The organism is Wenzhouxiangella sp. XN79A, from assembly GCF_012272825.1.
In the GTDB taxonomy this organism is placed as follows: Bacteria; Pseudomonadota; Gammaproteobacteria; order Xanthomonadales; family Wenzhouxiangellaceae.
In genome coordinates this window covers 140,606-156,217 of record NZ_JAAWWS010000153.1, presented here as the reverse complement: position 1 = coordinate 156,217, position 15,612 = coordinate 140,606, and the positions used below count along the sequence as shown (strand labels likewise).

Below are 15,612 nucleotides of genomic sequence, written 5' to 3'. Positions count from 1 at the left end.
GAGTTATGGTGATTTCTGGTGTACGAGGGATCTGAAAATTGGGTGGCGTATCCTGTTGGTTGATCACGACCAAGATCACAACCAACAGAAAAGGATACGCCATGAACCAGTCTACTCTTTCGGCGGTAGAGCCGCCAGTTTCTGATCTTTCGGACCCCCTGCACAGCCTGATTCGACAGGGCGCGCGGGAACTGATTGCGGCCGCCGTAGAGTCCGAGCTGGAGGCCATGCTCAAGCACCATCAACATCGATGTGATGACCAAGGGCGTCGGGCGGTGGTGCGCAACGGTTATCTGCCCGAACGCACCATCCAGACCGGCGTCGGCGACGTCGAGGTCCGGGTGCCCAAGGTGCGAGACCGGAGCGGATCCGGGATCAAGTTCAACTCCAGCCTGCTGCCGCCGTATCTCAAGCGTGCACGCAGCCTCGACGAGTTGATTCCGTGGCTCTATCTGCGTGGCGTGTCGACCGGTGACTTCCAGGAAGCGCTGCAGGCACTGGTGGGTGATCAGGCCAAGGGGCTGTCGCCGAACACCGTGGCGCGCCTGAAGGCGGGCTGGCTGGAAGAGCATGTCCAGTGGCGGCGTCAGGATCTGAGCCAGAAGCACTACGTCTACCTGTGGGCGGACGGCGTCTATAGCCGGGTCCGGATGGACGACAAGCTGTGCTTGCTTGTGATCGTCGGGGTCACCGAGCATGGCCGCAAGGAGCTGGTGGCGGTCGAAGACGGCTATCGGGAGTCCGAGGCCAGCTGGCACGAGGTGTTGACCGACCTGCGCAGCCGGGGCCTACAGCGACCACCCAAGCTCGCCATTGGCGATGGTGCGCTGGGCTTCTGGGCAGCGCTGAACAAGGCGTTCCCGGATACTCGTCACCAGCGATGCTGGGTGCACAAGATCGCCAACGTGCTCAACAAGTTGCCCAAAGCGGTCCAGCCGAAGGTCAAGTCCGCGCTGCATGACATCTATCTGGCCGAGACCCGCGAGGCGGCCCACCAGGCTTTCGATCGTGCGCTGGCGCGCTTCGGCACGAAGTACCCCAAGGCCATGATGTGCCTCGAGAAAGATCGCGACGACCTGCTGGCCTTCTACGACTTCCCGGCCAAGCACTGGGTCCATCTGCGGACCACCAATCCGATCGAGTCGACCTTCGCGACGGTGCGGTTGCGAACTCGCAAGTCGCGCAACTGTGGCTCACGCGACACCACGCTGGCCATGGTGTTCAAGTTGTTGCAATCCGCGGGGCGTCGATGGAAACGAATCAAGGGCTTCCAGTTGCTGAGACTGGTCGTCGATAACGTCGAGTTCCGAGATGGAGAACAGGTCGTTGATCAACCAAAGCACGCCGCTGCCTGATCGCTCGTACACCAGATTTGACAATAACTCCGCCACGCTACGCTGAACTGATGATTCAATCGGTCCGCCACAAAGGCCTGACTGAATTTCACGAGACGGGTGCAGTGGCAGGAATTCGGGTGTCCCATGCCAAACGGCTCAGAATGCTTTTGGCAGGTTTGGATGCCGCCGCGTCTGTCCAGGATGTGGGCGTGCCAGGCTTTCGTTTTCATCGGCGCAAGGGAGAGGCCTCTGAATGAAGGTCAGTTCGTGTTCGTGGAAATTGGAGGCTGACTTTTGAGTTTAGAGATGGGCAGGCCCACGTCGTTTATTGCGAGGGCCATCACTAATGGCAATGCATAATCCCCCGCATCCTGGCGAATTCATCCGTGAGGTTTATCTGGAGCCTCACTCCATGACTGGACGCCAGCTGGCCTCGAAGCTGGGTGTCTCACCGTCCACCTTGAATCGTATCGTGCAGGGGCGTAGTGGAATAAGTCCGGAAATGGCGCTTCGCCTTTCCGAAGCTCTTGGCCGTTCGCCCGAGAGGTGGTTGTTGATGCAAGGCAACTACGAGCTCTGGCATGCTCGACAAACAGTAGATCTGGGATCTGTTGAAAAAGTCGGGTTCCGTGCAGCCTGACAAAGGGTTCAACCGGACCCCGGGAAAGCTCAGGGGCGGCAAAGCCGGGCGAATTCGGTGATAGGGCCGGTTAACCCAAACGTCAGGCGCCATAGTCATGCTGCCTTCAAATACAAACCCGCACTTACATGAGTCCGCCAGGTCGCCAAGGACAAGACGTCCATTCCGTGCCTTCGGCGCCCTGTTTATTGCTGTCGCGCTCGTGATTCTTGCCCTCGGACTCTGGACGTACTCTTTTGAGTCCGTATCTGGAAGATTGCTCGATCACCATCATGGTCGGAGCGTGATCGCGGGAGATTATCCAGGCATCCCCCTCGTCGCCAGAGGACAAAGAAGTGTACCGACGCTGTTTGTGAACTATCGATACACGGTGGATGGGCGGCGTTACGAAAGCAGTCGCGTAGGTATGGGCTTTCGATCATGGTCGCTCTCGCCATTCTCGCTGATGGATTGGGAGCGCGATCTTGAATCTCTTCCCGCCAATGTCGAGGTCTGGCACTCTCCTGCAATCCCCGAGATCTCGGTTCTACACCGCGGGCCGGATGTGGTTCTCACGATTTCCTTCGCATTCATGGGGCTGACCTTCCTCAGCCTGTCGAACTGGATTGGCCGTCACAGCAGAGTCTGAAGCGGCAACCGACAAGAAAGACCCGTGCAGGTCGCGCCTCCGATTCGGGTGGGTCGGGCAGCATCGACGCCGACGCCTGTCCCGGTGCGATCAAGGACATCTTGATCCGTGCGGCCCACTGCACGGGCATCGAACGGAGGACCTTTGCCAACCACGCAATCCAGGTCCCACCGGATGGCCACATCCGGCACGAGATCGTCTCGTCGGGTTTCGACGAAGCCGATGACGAAATCGTTCGCCGCTGCAATCCTGGCGACCGAGTGGTGACTGCCGACATCCCGCTGGCCGCCAATGTCATCGAGGAGGGCGGGGCGGTCGTCACCCCGCGCGGCGAGCACTACACGAAAGAGAGCATCAGACCACGGCTGAACATCCGCGGCTTCTTCGCGACTTCATGGGCACGCTTCGATCCAGCGGCGTCCAGACCGGCGGCCCGCCGCGGTAGAGCAACCGGGGCAGGAAGGCCTGTGTCGACCAGCTGGATCGCTGCTGGCGCGTAGCTGGGCTGGGTAGCGCAACACTGTCTCCTTGATTTCTCGAGGCGGCTGCTGCACCCTTCGCCGGGACAGGGGCCGTGTGGCGTTCGGTCTTCGGCTCATGATCCTCCACGATCGGATGTTGGGCTCGAAACTGCGGCTCCGGTCATGCGAGATACCGTTATCGAACGTCGGGCCAACGCCTGGCAATTACCAAGGAAGGTGCCATGCCGAAGATACTGACCATTTCCTTCGCGATCGTTCTTTCGATCGCCGGTCCCGCATCGACCGTTGCCGAAGCGCAGGAGCCGGCCGCCAGCCTGGTCCTGTTCGAGAACGTCCGGATCTTCGACGGTGTCGACGACCGGCTGTCACCGCCGTCCAATGTCCTGGTGCGCGGCAACATCATCGAACGGATCTCGACCGACCCGATTGCGGTCGATCGGTCGGCGCGTGCGCGGATCATCCAGGGTGACGGTCGCACGCTGATGCCGGGCCTGATCGATGCGCACTGGCACGCGATGCTGGCGACGATCTCGGTTCCCGGGTTGTTGACCGGAGATATCGGATACATCAACCTGCGCGCGGGTCGGGAAGCCGAAGCAACGCTGATGCGTGGATTCACCAGCGTCCGCGACCTCAGCGGTCCGGTCTTCGGTCTGAAACGGGCCATCGATGAAGGCATCGTTGCCGGTCCGCGCATCTGGCCGTCCGGCGCGATGATCTCGCAGACCGGTGGCCACGGCGACTTCCGCCTGCCGCACGAAGTGCCGGCGGCCCGGAATGCGCCGCTGAGCCGCGGCGAAGCCCTCAACGGCGGCGTGATCGCCGATGGTGTCGACGAGGTCAGGAAGCGGGTTCGGGAACAGCTGATGCTCGGGGCGTCGCAGATCAAGCTCGCTGCCGGTGGCGGTGTCTCGTCGATGTACGACCCGATCGACGTCGCCCAGTATTCGGAGGAGGAATTCCGGGCCGCCGTCCACGCCGCCGAGAACTGGGGCACCTACGTCACCGTGCATGCCTACACCCCTCGGGCCATCCAGACCGCGATCCGGGGCGGCGTGAAGGTCATCGACCATGCGCAGCTGATGGACGAGGAGACCGCACGAATGATGGCCGAGAACGACATCTGGCTGAGCGGGCAGGCGTTTCTCGACAACCAGTTCTCCAATCCGATGACCGGCGAGGCCAGGGTCAAGCAGCTCGAGGTGAGCGCCGGGACGGACAACGCGTTCCGGCTGGCCAAGGAATACGGGTTGAAGGTCGCATGGGGCAGCGACATCCTGTTCAATCCGACGGCGACAGAGAACCAGGGCGCGATCCTTGCCACGATGACCACCTGGTACTCGCCGGCCGAGGTCCTGCGGATAGCGACCAGCACCAACGCCGAGTTGCTCGCACTGTCCGGACCGCGCAACCCCTATCCCGGTACCCTCGGTGTCGTCGCAGAGGGCGCGCTTGCCGACCTGCTCCTGGTCGACGGCAACCCGTTGGACGATCTCGAGCTGATCGCCGATCCGCACGGCAACTTCCTCGTGATCATGAAGGACGGCGTGGTTGTCAAGGACTCACGCTAGTGGGCCATGCCGCCCATGACGACATCGCACGCCGCTACAGCCCCGGCGACCTGGTCGCGACCGCCGACATGCCGCTGGCCGCCGAGCTCATCGAGAAGGGCGGGGCGGTCGTCACGCCCCGTGGCGAACGCTATACGAAAGAGAGCGTCCGCCAGCGCCCGAACCTCCGCGATTTCATCAACTCGATGCGCGCCAGCGGCGTTCAGACCGGCGGACTCCCGCCGCTGGGCAACCGGGACAGGAAGGCCTTCGCCGACCAGCTGGATCGATGGCTGGCGCAACGCCGAGCAGGGTAGAACCCGCCGCGGCGGGCTTGCCCGCACGCCCGACCTGCGGCATCATCGAGCCAGGCTTGGCAGCTGAGTGGTTCGAACCCGTGACCCCGAAACCCGAGGACTCGATGAGCGATATGCGGCGTTTTCGCCGTGTATTGACGGCGCTGGGTCGGAAAGACTGGCGTCAAAGTAGCCGCTTGACAACATTCCCCTCACCAGGGCGCGCCTTGTTCGTCACTTCCGACGAAATATCCATTACCAGGCGTTTTCGCCTCCTAAATTCTAGTTATGTTTCACTTGGAGGCATAGAGTGGGGATGATGAAGTGGCTGGCGAGAAAGGGCGCGGTCGGCGGCACTGCCAGATGGGCCGCACAAGGCTATGAATCTCTTTCGACCGAAAACCCAGGAATCAGCGGCCCGGAGCTCTATAGGGCGCTAATTCACGTCCGCTTTACAGCACTGCCTAACGCGGACCAAGAGCAGTTTCTAATGAGCATTGCCGACCAGGTTATTGGCCTTAGAGGTTTAGTGGTGGCAATCCTCACCGTGGAAGCTGGGTTCACGGAGAACACACCCCAGAATCAGCGAATGTTCATGGAAATAATCGACGAGGAACTTTTGAAGCACGGCGTTCCTCGCGACATCGCCTTCGGGCAGTCATGAAACATAACAAGTCGCTCAAGTACGTTCCGGCCCTTCGGGCCTCCACCGGACGCGGCTAAAGCCGCGCCGCTTAGCTCAGACGTTGCCCGCAAGGCACAACATGGACGTTAGGCACTATCTTGTAATCAGGGACCACACCAGTGAGTACCCAGAGCCCATTACCTTCGATAAGGGGGCTTCCCTTGTTGTCGGCGAGCGATACGACGGCCCGGAAGGCTGGGACGACTGGCTGTTCTGTGAAGCAAAAGGGCAAAAGGGTGGTTGGGTGCCGGCGCAGATCATCGAAATCGTCAGCGGCACGCACGCTCGCGCGCTCGAAGACTATACAGCGCGGGAACTTGACGTACGAAAAGGCGAGCTGCTTGTCGGTACGAGAGCGCTGAACGGCTGGGCCTGGTGCACGAGGACCGATTGCTCGGAGTCGGGATGGGTTCCGCTCGCGAATCTGCAGCAAGCACATCCGTGAAGTCAGGAATTCCGCCGCAGGCCGACGGCGAGGTCTGCTTCGATGAGTGAGCTGAATGGACACTGAGTGCCAGCCGCCAGGTCCCCGCAAGGGGGTTCGGGGGGTCCTCGATCGGTTCGTGGGCCCCGGCGCCACGCGGGCGGAACTGGTGCTGCAGTTCCTGTTGCCCCTGGTGGCCTCCGGCGCGGCAGTGGCCTATGCGGCCTATGCCGTTGGCGCCTGGTCGGCGGTCCAGTACCTTCTGTGCGCGGTGCTGGCGTTCGATATCGTGGGCGGAATCATCACCAACGCCACTTCTTCGGGCAAGCGCTGGTACCACCGCCCGGGGCAGGGCGTTCGGCAACATTTCGGCTTCGTTCTGGTCCATCTCGCGCATCTCGCCGTCGTGGCGTGGCTGTTTCTCTCCGCGGATTGGCCGTGGCTGGCCACGACAGGGTCGTTCCTGCTGGTCGCGGCCCTGGCGATCCTCGTCTCGCCGCTCTACCTCCAGCGACCGGTGGCGATGGCGATGTATACCGGCAGCGTTGTCCTGGGTCTCTACGTGCTCGCCTCGCCACCGGGCATGGAGTGGTTCCTTCCGCTGTTCTACCTGAAGCTGCTCGTTGCCCACCTGCCGAGGGAAACCGCCTACCGGCCGCACCGGGAAACAGGCAGCGGTATCGATGGAGCCGGGCGAGCGCTGTCGGGTGGCCGCTCGGTACGGGCCGAAGATCACCAGACACGCTGAAGCGCACGGAAGGCCGAGGTCCCGTTACGTCGATGGTTTCGTGTTTCCGATTCCCACTCGCCGTATCGCACGATACCGGTCGATGGCCGAAGCGGTCGCCCGGATCTGGATCGAGCACGGCGCGCTCGCCTACCACGAGTATGCGGGCGACGACATGTCGCTGGAAGGGACGCGCTCGTTCATCGACCTGCTTTCGTCCGGTGAGGACGAGACGATCGGATTCGGCTGGGTGGTCCTGGAGTCGCGCGCGGGCTTCGACGCCGAGCGCATGGCCTACAGGGAGGTACACTGGATACACCTTTCCCGCGAGATCCTTGTCCCCGGTCAGCGCGGCCTTGACCCGGGCGGTGTACCGTTGGCAGGCTCCGAGAATCGCGCGGTCTTCCTGCGCATCGCTCGCTGCCATCCATCCGCAAGCTGCAGGTTCGACATGCAACGATTCAAGGCAATCCTCACGCTCCTGACGGCCGTCGCGTTCCTGGTTTCGCCGGTGCTCAGCAGCGGCTTCAACGGGTTCTCGGCCGGTCAGTTCCCGATTCCGCAGGTCGATCCGCCGGTCCAGCCGGCGGGCTATGCGTTTTCGATCTGGGGTCTGATCTACCTGGCGCTGCTGGCCGGCGCGGTGTTCGGCGTGGTGAAACGCGCGTCGCATCCGGGCTGGGACGCGGCGCGCTGGCCGTTGATCGCCAGCCTTGCGGTCGGCGCGGCGTGGATCCCCGTGGCCAACCGATCGGTGGCGGCCGCGACGGTGCTGATCTGGATCATGCTGGCCACGGCCGTGCTGGCCTTGAGGGCCGCCGGCAAGGACGACCGGGTCGGGCTGCGCTCGCCGATCGCGCTGTACGCCGGCTGGCTGACCGCGGCCAGCTCGGTCGCGTTGGGGCTGATGCTGGCCGGCTACGGGTGGGTCGGCGGCACGACGGCGGCCGTGCTCTGCATTTCCCTGGCGCTGGTGATCGCCGTGTTCGTCCAGCGCGCGCGGCCGGATACGCCGGAATATTCGGCCGCGGTGATCTGGGCGCTGGTCGGCGTCATCGTCTCGAACCTCGATCCGTTGAACGGGGCGGTGCTGGGGCTTTCCGGGGTCGGCATCGCCGTGCTGGGCGGTGTCGCCATCAAGACATACCCACGAGCGGCCGCCGCCTGAACCCGGCCGCCGCCCGATGGACTGCAGGCGTTCGTCGCAGGGCAGGTCTCGAGGGGACGCGGCTTGCCTCGCGCGCGCGTCTGCGGCATGATCAGGTTCGGCTTGGCAGCTGGGGCGTCCGGAACATGACAGTCGATCGAGTGCGACTCACGAAGATTAACCGGCCCATTCGCCGGTTAACGCCGCTTGGTGAAGTTGGTATTGGGTCGAAGATTCAAGTCTCTGCAGTTGCTTGTGGGTTAGCTCCGGACACTATCTGTCATTCTCGACCGAATATCCATTACACGGCATTTCAGCTGCCTAAATTTTAGTTAGGCACATGAACTTGGCGAAGACTGAGATTCCAATTTTTTTGCGACTGTTGGGTGCAGGCTTCTGCCGATTTGCCGCTTTTGCGCCTGGATGGGTTCTCTTCTGGTCTCTCGTCCAACTTGTAGCAGACCCAGCATCACTAAACGCCGTTGCTGTAGTTGTCGTCAGCGCAAGTGCGGGCTTGCTCTACTTTTTCCTTCTTCTGGCCTATCGGTCTCTGACCGGGCGGGGACGTGCTAAGGATGACGGGCTTCTGCCAGCTTGGGTTATGGAGGGGTTCATCCACTCTTTCGGAGCTGTCTCAGTACTCATAATCTGCTTCGGACTTTATGAAAGTCGGATCTTGCCCGTTATCGGCGGAAGTTTGTATCTGTATGTCGCGCACGTTGCATTGCGAGGGCTGAGTGCTCGAGGAGATAGTGAAAGTGCCTAACAAGTCGCTCAAGTACGTTCCGGCCCTTCGGGCCTCCACCGGACGCGGCTAAAGCCGCGCTGCTTAGCTCAGACGTTGGACATGAAAAAACCCCGACGAGCAGGGCTCGCCGGGGCCGGGGTGGGGTGCCTGTGGGCGGTCGTTCAGTCCGCGGCAGGCGTGCCCAGCACGGTGCTGTAGCTGCCGCCGCCCATCTGCGGCGGCAGGCTGCCTTCGACCTTCAGCGTGCGATGCGGTGCCTCGGCGCTGATCCAGTAGGTCTGGTCGCCGCCTTCTCCATCGATGGCGTTGAGGGCGATCCGGAAGGCGTCGAAGGTGCCTTCGGGAACCTCGATGGACTCGGGGCCGGAGACTTCGGCGCGGTAGTAGCGGACGCGCTGCTCGAGGCCGACCACTGCGATCCGGATGTTCGTGCCCAGGCCGTCGCGCAGCGGCAGGCCGGCCAGGGCCAGTTCCAGGCCAGCATCGCCGCCGAAGACCGGGGCGTCGAGTTCGATACTGATCGGGCTCTCGTTGCCGTTCATGTTGATCGCGCCGCTGACTTCACGGTCGTCGAACGCCACGTCGATGGTGGCCGGACCCTGTTCGATCCGGCGGCTGATCGGTCGCAGGGTGGTGCCGTCGAGCACGTAACGATCGCTGGCCTGGCCCATCGGGGAGTTGCTTTCGGTGGTGATGATCAGTACATCGCGGCCGTCCTGGTCGGCTCGCGTTACGGAACGGGTATTGGTGACGACCATTTCCCCCATCGGCGCGGTCAGGGTGGTCGTGTAGGTGAAGTCGCCGGTGGCCACCTGGTCGCCGTTGACGGCCGGCAGCGGCAGCGTTCGCGCGGAATCCAGCGCGTCGGCGACGTCCTCGACCACGACGCTGTCGACGTCCACGGTGATCGCGTCCAGGCGTTCGCGGATGTCGTCGGCCATCTCGGCCTGGTAGCGACCGCCCAGGTGCGTGGCCATGAACTCCTCGCTGCGGGCGTACATCGCCAGCCGGTTCTCGCGGCCGCGGAAGCCGTGGCCCTCGTCGGGCGCGACGATGTACTCGACGTCCAGGTCGCGCTCGCGCATGGCCACGACGATCTGGTCGGCTTCGGCCTGCTTCACGCGCGGGTCGTTGGCGCCGTGGATGACCAGCAGCGGCCGCTGGATCCTGTCGACGTGGTTGATCGGCGACTGGCGCTCCAGCCGGGCGCGGCCTTCCTCGGTGTCGGGATCGCCCATGCGCAGGGTGAACATCTGCCGGGCCGGTCCCCAGTAGGCCGGGATCGAGTTGATCAGGCTGATCAGGTTGGACACGCCGACGATGTTGACGCCGCAGGCGTAGAGCTCGGGCGTGAACACCATGCCGGCCAGGGTGGCGTAGCCGCCGTAGGAGCCGCCCATGATGCAGACCCGCTCCGGATCGGCGATGCCTTGCTCGATCAGGTACTTCACGCCATCGGTGATGTCGTCCTGCATGGCGTCGCCCCATTCCAGGTTGCCCGCGTTCAGGAAGGCCTTGCCGAACCCGGTCGAGGCGCGGAAGTTGGGCTGCAGCACCGCGTAGCCGCGGTTGGCCAGGAACTGCACCAGCGAGCGGTAGCCCCAGGTGTCGCGCGCCCAGGGCCCGCCGTGGATCAGCGCGACCACGGCCAGGTTCTCGGGCTCCACGCCCTTGGGCAGGGTCAGGTAGGCCGGAATCTCCAGGCCGTCGCGCGCGGTATAGCGGATCGGCTGCATCTGCGCCAGCTGATCGCTCGGCAGCTCGGGCCGCGAGCGATAGAGCAGTTCCACCGTGCGCGCCTCGCGATCGAACACGTAGACCGAGCCGGGATCGACGTCCCGGGACAGGCTGACCAGGGCGATCGAGGCGTCCGCGGTCTGCGAGGTCAGGTTGATTTCGCCTTCGGGCAGCGTTTCGCGCAGGAAGTCCAGGTCGGCGCCGAATTCATCGTTCTTCGGATAGATGCGCACGCGGTCGCCGACGTAGACCGTGGCCAGCAGTTCGTTGGTTTCCGGGTGCAGCACCACGCCGCCGAAGTCGACCTCGCCCTCCGGGTCGCGCTCGAACAGCGTCAACTCGTGGCTGTCGAGGTCCATCAGGTACAGACCGGTCAGGTCGTTTTCGTCGCCCTTGTTGGAGATGAACCAGACCTGCTCGCCGTCCGGGTGGAAGCTGGCCGGGCCGCAGGACTCGGTCCAGCTGCACTCGTAGATCACGTCGCCGAGCTCGCCGTCGTCGACGGCCAGGATCTCGGTGCCGCCTTCGCTGTTCATCCGGCTGGCCAGGCGGATGGTCCCCTCCAGATCGGCCGACCAGCCGGCGATGTTCTGGTTGTTCTCGATCAGCAGCTCGCGCTCGCCGGTCGAGATCTGCACGCGGTAGACGTCGTGCAGGGCCGGGTCGCGGTCGTTCAGGCCGATCAGCATGTGGTCGGGCGTGTCCTTCGGCACGCTCAGGATGAACGCGCGCACGCCGTCGTAGTCGGTCAGGTTGCGTGCATCGGGCACACCGGTTTCCGCGTCGCGATCACCGTCCGGATCCACGGCCCAGACGTGGAAGTTCTCGTCGCCGCCCTTGTCCTGGACGTAGAGCACGAAGCGGCTGTCGCGGCTCCAGAAGTAGCCCGGCACGGGCTTGTCGTCGGCGGTCAGCGGGCGGGCGGCATCGAAGTCCTCGTCGATGCCCTTGATCCAGATGTTCCGGACGCCCTCGTAGGGCCGCAGGAAGGTGATGAAGCGACCGTCGGGCGAGAGCTGGGCGCCGGAGATTTCGGGATCGCCGAAGAACAGGTCGCGGTCGAGCAGCGGCGGGAGTTCTTCGAGATAGCCCAGCGGTTCGGCCCGGTCGGCGAGCGCGTTCGAGGCGAGGCCGAGCAACAGCAGGGCGCTCAGCGCGGACTTCAAAAGGGTCATGACCAGATCCTCGGAGCGATATGGGGAGACCACAGGCTATCCGCGTCCGTCGCCGATGACCATAGTCCAGAGGTCACTGGCGGTCAGCGGCAGCTCGGCGCGGCACCGGGTCGGTACGGCCCCACGATGCCGGCGTTGGGGGGGCAGCGGAACAGCCTTCGGACCGTCCATCACGTGCCGGCGACGCAGCCGCGCCTAGATTGCCGCGTCGCAGTTCCGCCCCCTTCTTCTCATGGTGAACCGAGGCCCTGATCGCATGACCGAGTCCAACGAAAGAGCGCGCAGCAGTCTTTTCGAAGTCGTTATCTGGTCGATGGTCGCGCCCATCCTGACGGTCTGGGCGCTGGTCTCCCTGCTGCCGTTCGTCAGCGTGATCCGCGCCTGGGGCGATGTCGCGGCCACGACCGTCGCGCTGTTGTTCCTGGTCACCGGCGCCGTCGGGCTGGCGGCCGTTGCGGTGGCCTACCGGCTCGTCCGCTGGAGCGGCAGCCCGGTCGATGTCGGCACCTCGCAGGAGCGGACGATGCGGGTGGCTGCGCTGTCGGCCTACGCGCTGGTCTGGATGGCGTTCTACGCACTGTAGACGCGCTGCGGGCCAACGGGCCCGGTGGGGGCGAAACGCCGGGCCGGGTCAGCCCCCGAGGAGGTACATCCGGATCGGCATCCACAGGCCCATCAGCATCATGATCAGGTTCTCGGTCAGCGAGACGAAACCCAGCGGCACGTTGCTGTTGCCGCCGACGCAAGCGCACTTGAGTTCGCGCTTCTCCACGTAGACCGCGCGGAAGACCGAGATCGCGCCGACGGTGCCGATGAACAGCGCGATCGGCGCGGCCAGCCAGATCAGCGCGCCGGCGATCATCAGGACGCCGGCCAGCGTTTCGCCGAAGGGATACAGGTAGCCGTAGGGCACCCAGCGGCGCGCCAGCAGGTCGTAGTTCAGGAACATCGTGCTGAAGCTCTCGACGTCCTGCAGCTTCTGGAGGCCGAGCAGGCACATGGCGGTGGCGACGAACAGTTCCGGCATGCGCACGGTCAGCACCGTGCCGAAGGCCATCCAGCTGATCGCCAGGCCGATCAGAAGGGCCGTCGCGAAGATCGCCAGCACGGGGCGGTAGCTGGTCTCCTGCTTGTCCGGCCGGGATTCGCCGAAGTACTCGCGGAGCTCGTCGTAGCCGCCGATCCGCTCGCCGCCGATGAAGGCCTGCGGCGTGGTCGACACGCCGTGCTTCTCCTTGAACGCGTCCGTTTCCTCGCGCGTGGTCAGCCAGTGATCGTCGACCTCGAAGCCGTGCTTGTTCAGCAGGTGCTTGCTCTTCAGGCCGTACGGGCAGACGTGCTTGTCCATCACCATGCGGTGGAGTTCGGCCTGTTTCGCTGTGGAAGTTCCGGACATCTTCGCTGCCCTTCGTTCGAGAGGCCTCCGACCGTAGCATCCATCGGGATCGGTTCGTTAACGAAGATCAATACGGCCCGGCGCAGGGCCGACAGCGGCCGGCCGGGAACGCCCCGGGCCGGCCGTGACGGAGACGTCAGAGGGGTCGGCCGTCGGCATCGACCGCATCGAGCTGTAGATCGTCCGGTGCTTCCTCGGGGGCCGGGGTCCAGCGGCCGTAGCAGGCCGGCTCCAGCAGGCAGGGGTCGGTCAGCGTTTCGAGGAAGGCGACGACGGCGTCGAAGTTTTCCTGGGCGCTGAGTTCGGTCGGGATCGGCGGCATCGCGATGTCCGGCCGCTCGACTCGCTCGTCCTGCATGGTGGCCAGCGCGGCCCGACTGTTGTCGAACGCGACGTCGGCACCGTCTTCGCAATCGGGCTGGGTATCGAACGGCGGAAGGGTGCACCAGGTCCGGCCGATCATCTGGCTGATGACGGTGCCGTCGGGGTTGAAGTAGTGACCCATGACGTTGCCCAGCGAGTTGTACATGCCGCTGTGGCCGTAGGGGGCCGTGCGGTCGATGTTCAGCAGGCTGGGCACGCGGAAGGAGCGATGGTCGGCGGCCTCGCCGGTCTCGCGCTCGCGGCCGAAATCATCATTGACGCCGTCGCCGAACCCGGGACCGACCTGGGGGAAGCCGATCCGACGGTGTTCGAGATTGGTGAACAGGTCGCCCGAGTGGCAGAGGACGCAGTTCATGCCGCCGTCCTCGACGGTACTGAAGAACAGCAGCGCGCCGGTCCTGGCCTGTTCATCGATCGCGTCGAGGTCGCCGCGGACGTAGTGCGACCACGGGCTCTCGACGAACACCGCCGAGCGCTGGTACTCGCCGAGCGCCACGGCGACGTTGTCGAAGGTGATCAGCTCGTCGGCCGGCGCGTCGCTGTCGAAGGCGGCCCGGAACCTTTCCAGCCAGTCCGACGGCGGCAGCAGGCCGGCGCCGTCGCCGTAGTCACCGAGGCGCTCGGCCAGCCACGTATGGACCTCGCCGAGGCTGCGCCCGGGCAGCGCGCCGCCGCGCATCTCGTCGGGCGCGCCGACCGGGAAGCGGGCCTGGGCGGCGAGCAGGTTCGGCCCGGCGTTCGGGTCGGCCTCGCCGAGCGCCGTGGCCGGCGTCCGGATGCCGGCGGGGCTGCCGTCTTCGGCGGTGAGCTGTTCGACGCGCGAATCCCAGAACAGGCCGCGGTCGAACAGGCCGGTGTTGAAGAAGGTCGGCGTGTTGCGGTGCATCGGGATTTCGCCGTCGGCGCGACGGCGGCCGGGGCCGACGACATCGGGATCGACCGCGCCCGGGCCGATCGACAGCGCCAGGCCGTCGGCGCCGGCGAAGGCCGGGTGGTGGCAGGACGCGCAGGCGGCATCGAGCTCGGCCCCGAGGCCCTTGCTGAAGAACAGCAGCTTTCCGAGCTCGGCCAGCGGGGCGTCGATGCCGGGCAGGTCCAGGCCCGCGCTGGGGTCGCCGGTCAGCCCATGCGTCTCGATCAGGCCGGCCAGCCTCTGGTCGAGGCTGCTGGGAGTCACGGGCTCGATCGGGCAGGGCAGGCCCAGCGGTCCGCCGCCGAGCCGGTCCAGGGTCAGGCCGAACGTGACCTTGCCCTCCAGGCGCAGCCGGACCGTCTCGCAGGCCGTGGGATGCAGCGTGGCCAGGCCGGCCGGCGTCCGGACCACGTCGGCCGGGTCGAAGGCGGCACCGAATCGCGCCCCGGAACCCGTGACCAGCGGAATGCGCAGCGGCTGAGCGTCCGGTGCCTCATCGACGGCCGCGAGATCGGCGGCGCCGACGCGCCAGCTCGGATGGCCTTCGTCGTCGAAGGTGAAGTAGTACAGCGTCGCGACGCGCCGGTCGCCGAGCGTTTCGACGGCCAGGAACTGGCCTTCGCCGCCGCGTGCCGGGTCCCACCAGGCGCCGGTGTGCGCGCCGGTCCAGTCGAAGCCGCCGGGTTCGGATCCGGTGCCGTCGCAGGCGCCGCCGGCGTTCGGCCCGACCAGGCGCTCCAGCTCGAACGCCAGGCTGTCGTCGCCCCGCACGTGGCGGAAGCCCATCCGGCCGCAGTCGATGAAGCTCAGTTCGACCCGGCCGGCGTCCTCGGTCACGACGTCGGTCGGGTCGAAGCCCGCTCCGAACCGCGCGCCGCGGGCCGAGATCATCGGCACGTCCAGCGTCGTCGCCCCGTCCTCGAAGTCGACGTTGCCGACCATCCAGTCCGGCCGGCCCTCATCGTCATAGGTGAAGTAGGCGACGATGGCGATGCGTCGATCGCCGCTCTGCTGGATGCCGATGAACTGGCCCTCGCCGTTCCGGTCGGGGTTCCACCAGCTGCCGCTGAGCGCGCCGGTGAATCCATCGGCCCGGGCCGGCGACGTGATGATCGTCAGCAGGGCGGCCAGCAGGGCGGTGCTTCGAATCGTGGTCGTGAACATGGCGCGATTCCAGGTTGGCGTGCCGGCATCTTCGCGTGGAGGGGGCGATAGGTCCTGTGCAAACCCTGAACAAACAATAAAACAGTTCAAGAACATGGGTTTGTGGCCCATCATGAAGTCGGGCCGGCCGGGCTCGCACGCGCAGCGTGTGGCCGGGCGGCCAGCGGCTCGGGCTCACC

13 protein-coding genes and 1 pseudogene are annotated in these 15,612 nt (G+C 65.0%); 11 read left to right on the top strand and 3 right to left on the bottom strand.

Annotation, left to right across the window (positions count from 1 at the left end; translation table 11 throughout):
• The first annotated feature begins 101 nt into the window (after nucleotides 1-101).
• From HFP89_RS10525 to HFP89_RS10480, 10 genes and pseudogenes are all read left to right on the top strand, one after another.
• Entirely contained in the window at nucleotides 102-1,355 is a 1,254-nt protein-coding gene (locus HFP89_RS10525) for an IS256 family transposase (RefSeq protein ID WP_168716478.1), read from the top strand.
• A 328-nt stretch (nucleotides 1,356-1,683) separates the two neighbouring features.
• Nucleotides 1,684-1,977 carry a HigA family addiction module antitoxin gene (locus tag HFP89_RS10520; protein WP_168717615.1) on the top strand — a complete coding sequence of 98 codons (294 nt, stop codon included), beginning with the start codon at nucleotides 1,684-1,686 and terminating at the stop codon, nucleotides 1,975-1,977.
• Nucleotides 1,978-2,074: 97 nt separating this feature from the next.
• Nucleotides 2,075-2,605: a DUF3592 domain-containing protein gene (locus tag HFP89_RS10515; protein ID WP_168717614.1), complete on the top strand. Its 531-nt coding sequence runs from the start codon at nucleotides 2,075-2,077 to the stop codon at nucleotides 2,603-2,605.
• 62 nt (nucleotides 2,606-2,667) lie between these two features.
• Nucleotides 2,668-3,050: pseudogene (locus HFP89_RS10510) on the top strand (DUF188 domain-containing protein).
• Nucleotides 3,051-3,308: 258 nt separating this feature from the next.
• Entirely contained in the window at nucleotides 3,309-4,658 is a 1,350-nt protein-coding gene (locus HFP89_RS10505; protein WP_168717613.1) for an amidohydrolase family protein, read from the top strand.
• Entirely contained in the window at nucleotides 4,658-4,954 is a 297-nt protein-coding gene (locus HFP89_RS10500) for a DUF188 domain-containing protein (RefSeq protein ID WP_168717612.1), read from the top strand. The genes HFP89_RS10505 and HFP89_RS10500 overlap by 1 nt, the downstream gene beginning before the upstream one ends.
• 295 nt (nucleotides 4,955-5,249) lie before the next feature.
• Complete coding sequence (locus tag HFP89_RS10495; RefSeq protein ID WP_168717611.1) at nucleotides 5,250-5,597, top strand: hypothetical protein; 348 nt, start codon at nucleotides 5,250-5,252, stop codon at nucleotides 5,595-5,597.
• A gap of 100 nt (nucleotides 5,598-5,697) precedes the next feature.
• On the top strand, nucleotides 5,698-6,063 hold the full coding sequence (locus HFP89_RS10490) for an SH3 domain-containing protein (RefSeq protein WP_168717610.1): 366 nt from the start codon (nucleotides 5,698-5,700) through the stop codon (nucleotides 6,061-6,063).
• Between the two features lie 148 nt (nucleotides 6,064-6,211).
• A complete protein-coding gene (locus HFP89_RS10485; protein ID WP_206212317.1) occupies nucleotides 6,212-6,790 on the top strand; it encodes a hypothetical protein in 579 nt (192 codons plus the stop codon).
• A complete protein-coding gene (locus tag HFP89_RS10480; protein ID WP_277347507.1) occupies nucleotides 6,726-7,937 on the top strand; it encodes a DUF1428 family protein in 1,212 nt (403 codons plus the stop codon). The genes HFP89_RS10485 and HFP89_RS10480 overlap by 65 nt, the downstream gene beginning before the upstream one ends.
• A gap of 888 nt (nucleotides 7,938-8,825) precedes the next feature.
• On the opposite strand, the gene HFP89_RS10475 is transcribed toward HFP89_RS10480, so the two are convergent.
• Nucleotides 8,826-11,576: a S9 family peptidase gene (locus HFP89_RS10475; RefSeq protein WP_168717608.1), complete on the bottom strand. Its 2,751-nt coding sequence runs from the start codon at nucleotides 11,574-11,576 to the stop codon at nucleotides 8,826-8,828.
• A gap of 256 nt (nucleotides 11,577-11,832) precedes the next feature.
• On the opposite strand from HFP89_RS10475, the gene HFP89_RS10470 reads away from it, so the two are divergent.
• Nucleotides 11,833-12,159 carry a hypothetical protein gene (locus HFP89_RS10470; protein WP_168717607.1) on the top strand — a complete coding sequence of 109 codons (327 nt, stop codon included), beginning with the start codon at nucleotides 11,833-11,835 and terminating at the stop codon, nucleotides 12,157-12,159.
• 48 nt (nucleotides 12,160-12,207) lie between these two features.
• Here HFP89_RS10470 and HFP89_RS10465 read toward each other — a convergent pair whose 3' ends face one another.
• Entirely contained in the window at nucleotides 12,208-12,972 is a 765-nt protein-coding gene (locus tag HFP89_RS10465) for a glutaredoxin (RefSeq protein WP_206212316.1), read from the bottom strand.
• Nucleotides 12,973-13,108: 136 nt separating this feature from the next.
• Nucleotides 13,109-15,433 carry a cytochrome c peroxidase gene (locus HFP89_RS10460; RefSeq protein WP_168717606.1) on the bottom strand — a complete coding sequence of 775 codons (2,325 nt, stop codon included), beginning with the start codon at nucleotides 15,431-15,433 and terminating at the stop codon, nucleotides 13,109-13,111.
• Nucleotides 15,434-15,612: the final 179 nt, after the last annotated feature.

What these genes read in the sequence shown, in the direction of transcription:
- HFP89_RS10525 (WP_168716478.1), top strand. Translation starts at nt 102, where the DNA reads ATGAACCAGTCTACTCTTTCGGCGGTAGAGCCGCCAGTTTCTGATCTT.
- HFP89_RS10520 (WP_168717615.1), top strand. Translation starts at nt 1,684, where the DNA reads ATGGCAATGCATAATCCCCCGCATCCTGGCGAATTCATCCGTGAGGTT.
- HFP89_RS10515 (WP_168717614.1), top strand. Translation starts at nt 2,075, where the DNA reads ATGCTGCCTTCAAATACAAACCCGCACTTACATGAGTCCGCCAGGTCG.
- HFP89_RS10505 (WP_168717613.1), top strand. Translation starts at nt 3,309, where the DNA reads ATGCCGAAGATACTGACCATTTCCTTCGCGATCGTTCTTTCGATCGCC.
- HFP89_RS10495 (WP_168717611.1), top strand. Translation starts at nt 5,250, where the DNA reads ATGATGAAGTGGCTGGCGAGAAAGGGCGCGGTCGGCGGCACTGCCAGA.
- HFP89_RS10490 (WP_168717610.1), top strand. Translation starts at nt 5,698, where the DNA reads ATGGACGTTAGGCACTATCTTGTAATCAGGGACCACACCAGTGAGTAC.
- HFP89_RS10480 (WP_277347507.1), top strand. Translation starts at nt 6,726, where the DNA reads ATGGAGCCGGGCGAGCGCTGTCGGGTGGCCGCTCGGTACGGGCCGAAG.
- HFP89_RS10475 (WP_168717608.1), bottom strand. Translation starts at nt 11,576, where the DNA reads ATGACCCTTTTGAAGTCCGCGCTGAGCGCCCTGCTGTTGCTCGGCCTC.
- HFP89_RS10470 (WP_168717607.1), top strand. Translation starts at nt 11,833, where the DNA reads ATGACCGAGTCCAACGAAAGAGCGCGCAGCAGTCTTTTCGAAGTCGTT.
- HFP89_RS10465 (WP_206212316.1), bottom strand. Translation starts at nt 12,972, where the DNA reads ATGTCCGGAACTTCCACAGCGAAACAGGCCGAACTCCACCGCATGGTG.
- HFP89_RS10460 (WP_168717606.1), bottom strand. Translation starts at nt 15,433, where the DNA reads ATGTTCACGACCACGATTCGAAGCACCGCCCTGCTGGCCGCCCTGCTG.